The organism is Streptomyces aurantiacus (genome assembly GCF_001418335.1).
GTDB lineage: Bacteria > Actinomycetota > Actinomycetes > Streptomycetales > Streptomycetaceae > Streptomyces > Streptomyces aurantiacus.
In genome coordinates, this window is sequence record NZ_LIPP01000288.1 from 1 (window position 1) to 7,315 (window position 7,315).

Annotated in this window: 8 protein-coding genes and 1 tRNA gene; 7 read left to right on the forward strand and 2 right to left on the reverse strand. The window is 71.4% G+C overall.

The genetic code is table 11. The features are described 5' to 3' along the window. Together AOK01_RS31385 and AOK01_RS31390 are read left to right on the forward strand one after the other, a co-directional pair. Positions 1-1,031, forward strand: a 1,031-nt coding sequence (locus tag AOK01_RS31385) for a hypothetical protein (RefSeq protein WP_245702499.1), incomplete at its 5' end; no start/stop codon positions are given. A gap of 119 nt (positions 1,032-1,150) precedes the next feature. Then, positions 1,151-1,224 (forward strand) — tRNA-Ala (locus tag AOK01_RS31390). A gap of 64 nt (positions 1,225-1,288) precedes the next feature. Here AOK01_RS31390 and AOK01_RS31395 read toward each other — a convergent pair. Beyond that, positions 1,289-1,765 (reverse strand): GNAT family N-acetyltransferase, encoded by a 477-nt coding sequence (locus tag AOK01_RS31395; RefSeq protein ID WP_055517617.1) that lies wholly within the window; start codon positions 1,763-1,765, stop codon positions 1,289-1,291. Between the two features lie 53 nt (positions 1,766-1,818). Between AOK01_RS31395 and AOK01_RS31400 the strand changes: the two genes are divergently transcribed. Next, positions 1,819-2,643 carry an exodeoxyribonuclease III gene (locus AOK01_RS31400; protein WP_079103912.1) on the forward strand — a complete coding sequence of 275 codons (825 nt, stop codon included), beginning with the start codon at positions 1,819-1,821 and terminating at the stop codon, positions 2,641-2,643. 41 nt (positions 2,644-2,684) lie between these two features. Here AOK01_RS31400 and AOK01_RS31405 read toward each other — a convergent pair whose 3' ends face one another. Continuing rightward, the gene (locus AOK01_RS31405; RefSeq protein WP_079103914.1) at positions 2,685-3,308 is read right to left on the reverse strand and encodes a MerR family transcriptional regulator; all 624 of its coding nucleotides are present in this window, start codon (positions 3,306-3,308) and stop codon (positions 2,685-2,687) included. 155 nt (positions 3,309-3,463) lie between these two features. On the opposite strand from AOK01_RS31405, the gene AOK01_RS31410 reads away from it, so the two are divergent. From AOK01_RS31410 to AOK01_RS31425, 4 genes are all read left to right on the forward strand, one after another. Then, positions 3,464-5,041, forward strand: coding sequence for a flavin-containing monooxygenase (locus AOK01_RS31410; protein WP_079103913.1), 1,578 nt, complete (start codon positions 3,464-3,466; stop codon positions 5,039-5,041). Between the two features lie 20 nt (positions 5,042-5,061). Continuing rightward, complete coding sequence (locus AOK01_RS31415) at positions 5,062-5,988, forward strand: alpha/beta fold hydrolase (RefSeq protein WP_055517622.1); 927 nt, start codon at positions 5,062-5,064, stop codon at positions 5,986-5,988. Beyond that, positions 5,985-6,875, forward strand: coding sequence for an SDR family oxidoreductase (locus tag AOK01_RS31420; RefSeq protein WP_055517624.1), 891 nt, complete (start codon positions 5,985-5,987; stop codon positions 6,873-6,875). Before AOK01_RS31415 ends, AOK01_RS31420 begins: the two co-directional genes overlap by 4 nt. A gap of 81 nt (positions 6,876-6,956) precedes the next feature. Next, positions 6,957-7,172: a hypothetical protein gene (locus AOK01_RS31425; RefSeq protein ID WP_055517626.1), complete on the forward strand. Its 216-nt coding sequence runs from the start codon at positions 6,957-6,959 to the stop codon at positions 7,170-7,172. Positions 7,173-7,315: the final 143 nt, after the last annotated feature.

Consider the following 7,315-nt stretch of genomic DNA (forward strand, 5'->3'; position numbering starts at 1 on the left):
AGGCGCAGCAAGCGGCGCAGGCGCAGCAGGCTTCGAGACAGGCGTCGCGGCAGGCGGCGAAGCAGGCGGCGGCGGATCGAGAAACGCGGCAGGCGTCCGCGCCGGCGCCGGCGCCGAAGTCCGGCGGCCCCCAGGCCAAGCCCCACCCGTCGCCCCACCCCTCGTCGAAGCAGGGCCGTGCGGCGGGCGGCAGGCCCGTGCCCCAGCAGGGCGCCAAGCCCGCGTCGAACGGAGCGCCCGGGGCGTCTCCCGCGCGGCGGGCCGCCGCGGCGGAGGCCGCGGCCCGGGCCCGGCGCTCGAAGGTGCTCGCGCGCCGACGGCGTACGACCGTCATGCTCTTCTTCGCCTTCACGCTCGGTGCGGTCGTCGCGGCCGTCGGCGGACTCGCGTTCCTGTGGGCGCCCGGGGTGCCCGCGGTACTGCTGAGCATCTACATCGCGTACCTGCGCTCCCAGGAGCACCGGCGCTTCACGTATGTGATGGACCGCAGGCGTGCCGAGGTCGCGGCGCAGCGACTGCGGGAGCGGCAGCCGCGCCGGCGGCCACCGGCCGATCCGGGCGCCGCCGACGAGCCGGAGGACGGACCGGAGCCGGACACCGACCCCGGCATGTCCGCGCTCGCCGCCGACCGCCGTGCCCTCGTCGAGCAGACCGACCACGCGGAGTGGGTCGACCAGCAGCGCGAGCGTCGGCACGGGCCCGTCCGGGGCGAGAGCTGGGACCCCGTCCCGGTGCCGCTGCCGACGTATGTGACGGCGCCGGTCGCCCCGCGCGCGACGTCCGACGTCGACCTGGGCGCGCCCGACGCGTGGAGCTCGGCCCGGTCCAGCACGGTCGAGCCGAACGCGGACCGCCCCACGTCCGAGGCGACGGAGGAACTGGACGAGCCCGCGGCCGAGGGGGACGACGGCTCGGACAGCGCCGCGGACGCCCGGCGCGCGGCCTCGGCCCGCCGCGCCCGCGAACGGGGCCGGACGCCCCTCTTCGACCAGTACGAGGACGGCGACCGGCGCCGCGCCGCCAACGAGTGACAAAGCCTCGGAACCACGCGGAAGCTCTGTGGAGGCCCTGCCCCTGACCAGCGGGGAGAGCCTCCGGGAACGGATTTCCAAGCACCTGGACCGGGATGCTAGAGTTTCACTCGTTGCAAGGGCCTGTGGCGCAGTCTGGTAGCGCACCTCGTTCGCATCGAGGGGGTCTGGGGTTCAAATCCCCACAGGTCCACCGCAGCTCAAAGCCCCTGCCGGGGAAAACCGGCAGGGGCTTTTTCCGTGCCGGACCGGTGTCCTCACAGAAACTTTGCGAAGCAGCGGCTGTCCTCGTGGAAGCGGTAGTGGCCGAACTTGACGCAGGGCTCGTAGCCGCTGGACGTGTACAGGGCGATGGCCTCGGGCTGCTTGTCGCCGGTCTCCAGGACCATGCGGGTACGGCCGGCCTTACGCGCGTCGTTCTCCAGGGCACCCAGGATGCGGCGGGCCAGGCCGTTGCCGCGGGCCTCCTCGACCACGTACATGCGCTTCAGTTCCGCGTCGCCGTCCGAGTAGCCCTCGTCGTTCTCGTCCTGGGTGCGCCAGCCGCCGGTGGCGACGGGCCTGCCCTGGGCGTCGTACGCGATCAGGTAGAGGCCGAGCGGCGGCTCGAACATCGCCGGGGCGAGCGGAGTGACGTCGCCCTCGTCCCCGTAGCGCATGGCGTACTCGGCCTGTACCTGGTCGTTGAGCTTGACGGCGTCGAAGTGGTCGAAGGCGACCGGGCGTATGTTCATGCGTTTTACCGTGCTTCTGTGCAGTAGGTGGGGAGGGACGGTGTGCTCGTCCAGTGTGCCGGTATCGTGCCCGGGTGCTGACTGTGACCTCTGTGAATGTGAACGGGCTCCGTGCCGCCGCCAAGAAGGGCTTCGTGGAATGGCTGGCGGAGACGTCCGCCGACGTGCTGTGCCTCCAGGAGGTACGGGCCGAGCCCGAGCAGCTCCCGGAGGGTGTACGGCAGCCCGAGGGATGGCACGTCGTGCACGCGCCCGCCGCCGCGAAGGGGCGGGCCGGTGTCTCCCTCTACACGCGCCACGAACCCGACCGCGTCCAGGTCGGCTTCGGATCCGCCGAGTTCGACGGCAGCGGGCGCTACGTCGAGGTCGACCTGCCCGGTGTGACCGTCGCCAGTCTGTATCTGCCCTCCGGTGAGGTCGGGACCGAGCGGCAGGACGAGAAGATCCGGTTCATGGGGGAGTTCCTCGCCTACCTGAAGGTGCTGCGCGCGCGAGCCGCCGCCGACGGGCGCGAGGTCGTGGTGTGCGGCGACTGGAACATCGCCCACCAGCCGGCCGACCTCAAGAACTGGCGGGCGAACCAGAAGAGCTCCGGGTTCCTGCCGGAGGAGCGGGAGTGGCTGGGGCAGGTCTTCGACGCGGTGGAGGGCGGGTACGTGGATGTCGTACGCGCGCTGCATCCGGACGTGGCGGGGCCGTACTCGTGGTGGTCGTACCGGGGGCGGGCCTTCGACAACGACACGGGCTGGAGGATCGACTACCAGGTCTCCACACCCGGACTCGCGACCCGGGCCGTCAAGGGGTTCGTGGAGCGGGCGGCGACCCACGCGGAGCGCTGGTCGGACCACGCACCGGTGACCGTGGTCTTCGACATATAGGCCCCCCGATACAGCCCCCCGATACAGGCCCCCTGGTGGGCCTACGGGCGTTTCTGCAGCCTGCGGTCCAGCGCCATCGACAGTTCCGCCTCCGCCACGCTCTTCGCCAGGGGGCGTAGGCGCTGGAGGTCCTCCGGGGTGCGCTCCGGGGTGAGGACCAGGTCGGTGAACAACTCGGCCAGGGCGTCGGCGTGTTCGCGTACGCGGCGGGCGGCGGAGAGGATGTCCGTGAGAGGGATGCCCTCCCGGACGAGGGCCGCCGAGGTTTCCAGGAGTCGGCGGCTGATGTGGACGATGTCCGTGCCGTCGGTGGCCAGGTAGCCGAGGTCCAGGGACGCGGCGAGGTTCTCCGGCGTCGCCTGGCCGGCGAAGACGTCGGCCAGTTCCTCGGGGGTCAGGCGGACCGGGGTCTCCTCGGTGGGTGCGCCGAGCCCGAGCAGCTCGCCCACGTCGCGGCCGTGGTCGAAGGCCTCGGCGAGTTCGGCTATGCCGTTGAGCGTGTGGCCGCGCTCCAGGAGTGCGGCGATGGTGCGCAGGCGGGCCAGGTGGTCCTCGTCGTACCAGGCGATCCTGCCCTCCCGGCGCGGTGGCGGGATCAGCTTCCGCTCCCGGTAGAAGCGCAGCGTGCGCACGGTGATGCCGGCCTCCCTGGCCAGCTCCTCCATTCGGTACTCCCGCTTGTCCGCCACACCGGCACCCTATGCCGTACCGCCGGTAACTTTCCTGCGCGCAACCCCTACCCATCAGTACGGAGCTGCTCTACTCTCCCCATTGCGCCAGTGTTCACTGGCACGATCGTACGCGGCATGGAGGCATCGGGATGACCGAGCACGAGCATGTACGGGTGGCGGTGATCGGCTCCGGATTCGGGGGGCTTGGAGCCGCCGTGCGGTTGCGCCGCGAGGGCGTCACCGACTTCGTCGTCCTGGAACGGGCCGACAGTGTGGGCGGGACCTGGCGGGACAACAGCTATCCCGGCTGCGCCTGTGACGTGCCGTCCCACCTCTACTCGTTCTCGTTCGCGCCCAACCCCGACTGGCCGCGCACCTTCTCCGGGCAGGAGCACATCCGCGCCTACCTGGAGCACGTCACCGACGTCTTCGGACTGCGGCCGCATCTGCGCCTCAACACCGAGGTGAAGCTGATGACGTGGGACGGCGAGCGGCTGCGCTGGGTGATCGAGACCGGTCGCGGGACCCTCACCGCCGACATCGTCGTGTCCGCCACCGGGCCGCTCTCCGACCCCAAGGTGCCGGACATCCCGGGGCTCGACGCCTTCCCCGGCAAGGTCTTCCACTCGGCCCGCTGGGACCACGACTACGACCTGCGCGGCAAGCGGGTCGCGATGGTCGGCACCGGGGCCTCGGCCATCCAGATCGTGCCGGCGATCCAGCCGGAGGTCGCGCAGCTCACCCTCTTCCAGCGCACCCCGCCCTGGGTGATGCCGCGCGTCGACCGGACCATCAGCGGCGCCGAGCGCCTGCTGCACCGGACGCTGCCCGTCACCGCCCGGCTCCGGCGCGGACTCCTGTGGGGCATCCGGGAGTTGCAGGTCCAGGCGTTCACGAAGCGTCCCAACGAACTGGGTCTGGTCGAGCAACTGGCCAAGCGGAACATGTTCCGCGCCGTGAAGGACCCGGCGCTCCGGGCCAAGCTCACTCCGGACTACCGCATCGGCTGCAAGCGCATCCTGCTGTCCAGCACGTACTACCCGGCCCTCGCCGAGCCCAATGTGGACGTGGTCGCGAGCGGGCTGAGCGAGATCCGCGGCTCCACCGTCGTCGCCGACGACGGCAGCGAGGCCGAGGTCGACGCGATCGTCTTCGGTACGGGCTTCCACGTCACCGACATGCCCATCGCCGAGCGGGTCGTCGGCGCGGAGGGCAAGACGCTCGCCGAGGCATGGTCGGCCGGCATGAAGTCGCTGCGGGGCGCGACCGCGGCAGGCTTCCCCAACTGGATGACGATCATCGGGCCCAACACGGGCCTCGGGAACTCCAGCATGATCCTGATGATCGAGTCCCAGCTGAACTACCTGGCCGACTACGTACGCCAGTTGGACGTACTCGGCGGCCGAGCCGCCCTCGACGCGCGGCCCGCCGCGGTCGACGCCTGGAACCACCGGGTGCAGGAACGCATGAAGCGCACCGTCTGGGCCACCGGCGGCTGCACCAGCTGGTACCTCGACGACAACGGCGTCAACACGACGGTGTGGCCGGGCACGACCACCGAGTTCCGCGGCGCGACCCGGCATGTGGACCTGGCGGAGTACGACCTGATCCGGACACCGGCACAGGTACCGGAACCGGCACAGGTACCGGAACCGGCACAAGTACCGGCGTCCACGACCGCGCGACCCGCCCCCCGTACGAAGAAGAAGGCCGAGGCAGAAGCATGAGCCGACTGACACGTGAAAGCGTGAGCCGACTGACGCGCGAAGCCGGTGGCCGCTACGCGCCGCCCGCCCCCGCGCGCGAGCTGACGGCGGTCTCCGCCGACGGGGCGCGGCTGCACGTCGAGGTGCACGGAGCCGTGGACGACCCCGCGGCCCCCGCCGTGGTGCTCGCGCACGGCTGGACGTGCTCCACCGCCTTCTGGGCCGCGCAGATACGGGACCTCGCGGTCGACCACCGCGTGATCGTGTACGACCAGCGCGGGCACGGGCGCAGCCCCGCCAACCCCGTGTGCAGCACGGACGCGCTCGCCGACGACCTGGAGGCGGTGCTCGCCGCCACGCTCGCGCCGGGCGAGAAGGCGGTCCTGGCCGGGCACTCCATGGGCGGGATGACGCTGATGGCCGCGTCCGGACGGCCCCGGTTCCGGGAGCACGCCGCCGCCGTGCTGCTGTGCAGTACGGGCAGTTCGCGGCTGGTCGCCGAGTCGCTGCTGCTGCCGATGCGGGCCGGGCGGGTGCGGACCTGGCTCACGAGGAAGATCCTCGGGTCGCGGGCGCCGCTCGGGCCGGTCACGCCGCTCGCCCGGCGCGTCCTCAAGTACGGGACGATGGGGCCGGGTTCGGCGCCGGCGACGGTCGAGGCATGTGCGCGGATCGTGCACGCGTGCCCCCGGCAGGTGCGGTACTCCTGGTCGAAGGTGCTCGACACGCTCGAACTCGACCACGCCGTACGGGAGTTGACCGTGCCGACCGCGATCGTCGTGGGCACGGCCGACCGGCTGACGCCCGCCGTGCACGCGCGCTCGCTGGCCGCCGCGCTGCCGAACTGCGTCGGCTCCACCGAACTGACCGGAATCGGGCACATGACCCCGATGGAGGCCTCCGAACCGGTCACCGCCCGGATACGCGAACTCGTCTCCGCCTACGCAGTGATCAAGGAGGGCGCATGAGCAGGGTCGGTCTGGAAGGGCAGGTCGCGGTCGTCACGGGGGCCGCGCGGGGCGTCGGGGAACTCCTCGCCCGTAAGCTCTCCGCCCGCGGCGCCACGGTCGCGCTCGTCGGTCTGGAGCCGGAGGTGCTGAAGGGCGTCGCCGAGCGGCTGCACGGCGAGAGCGGCCACTGGTACGCCGACGTCACCGACCACGAGGCGATGGCCGAGGTCGCGCGGGAGGTGAAGGAGCGGTTCGGGAAGGTCGACATCGCCGTCGCCAACGCGGGGGTCGCGAACGGCGGGCCGTTCGTGGACTCCGACCCGGAGGCCTGGCGGCGGGTCATCGAGGTGAACCTCATCGGCTCGGCCGTCACCGCCCGGGCCTTCCTGCCCGCTCTCCTGGAGAGCCGCGGGTATCTGCTCCAGATCGCCTCGCTCGCCGCGATCACACCCGCGCCGATGATGACCGCGTACTGCGCGTCCAAGTCGGGCGTCGAGGCGTACGCGCACAGTCTGCGGGCCGAGGTCGGATACAAGGGCGTACGGGTCGGGGTCGGGTATCTGTCGTGGACCGACACCGACATGGTGCGCGGGAGCGATCAGGACGACGTCATGCGGGAGTTGCGCGGGCGGCTGCCGTGGCCCACCAACAAGACGTACCCGCTGGGGCCGGCCGTCGACCGGCTCGTGGCCGGGATCGAACGCCGGTCGAGCCATGTGTACGGGCAGTGGTGGCTGCGGGGGACGCAGGGCGTACGCGGATACCTTCCGGCGCTCATCGGGACGGTCGGGCAGCGGGAGATGCGCCGGTTCGCGCCGCGGCTCGGGGGGATGACGAAAGGGCTCGTCGGTGCGGGTGGGGAGGCCGACGAGACCGAGCGGAACACGGTGCGTCACCGACCGTAACTGATCGAAATGCGCGCAATGTCTGTGCATGTAACTCTGGTCGAGGCCCGATCCCCTCACCCACAAACGGGAGTGAACAGCATGGCCATGAAGGACCAGTTCCAGGACAAGTCGGACGAACTCCAGCGCAACGCGAAGCAGAAGTTCGGCGAGCGTCGCGGGCAGGAGACCGAGCGTGGGCAGCAGACGCCGGACCGTGAACGGCAGGACCGGGAGCGGCCCGAGCGGGGTGCTCCGCAGGAGTCGCAGCGGCCTCAGCGGGACGCGGGCCGTGCCGACCAGGACTTCGAGTTCTGAGCTGACGCGGTTCTGGTTGTCGGCCTTGGCCGAAGCTGGCGTGGGGTGCCCCCTTGCTTTCTGGGGGCGCCCCACGCTTTTGTGTTCTGTGTTCTGTGTCCGGTTGTGCGGCGGGTGCGGGTTGGTGGGGGCTGGTCGCGCAG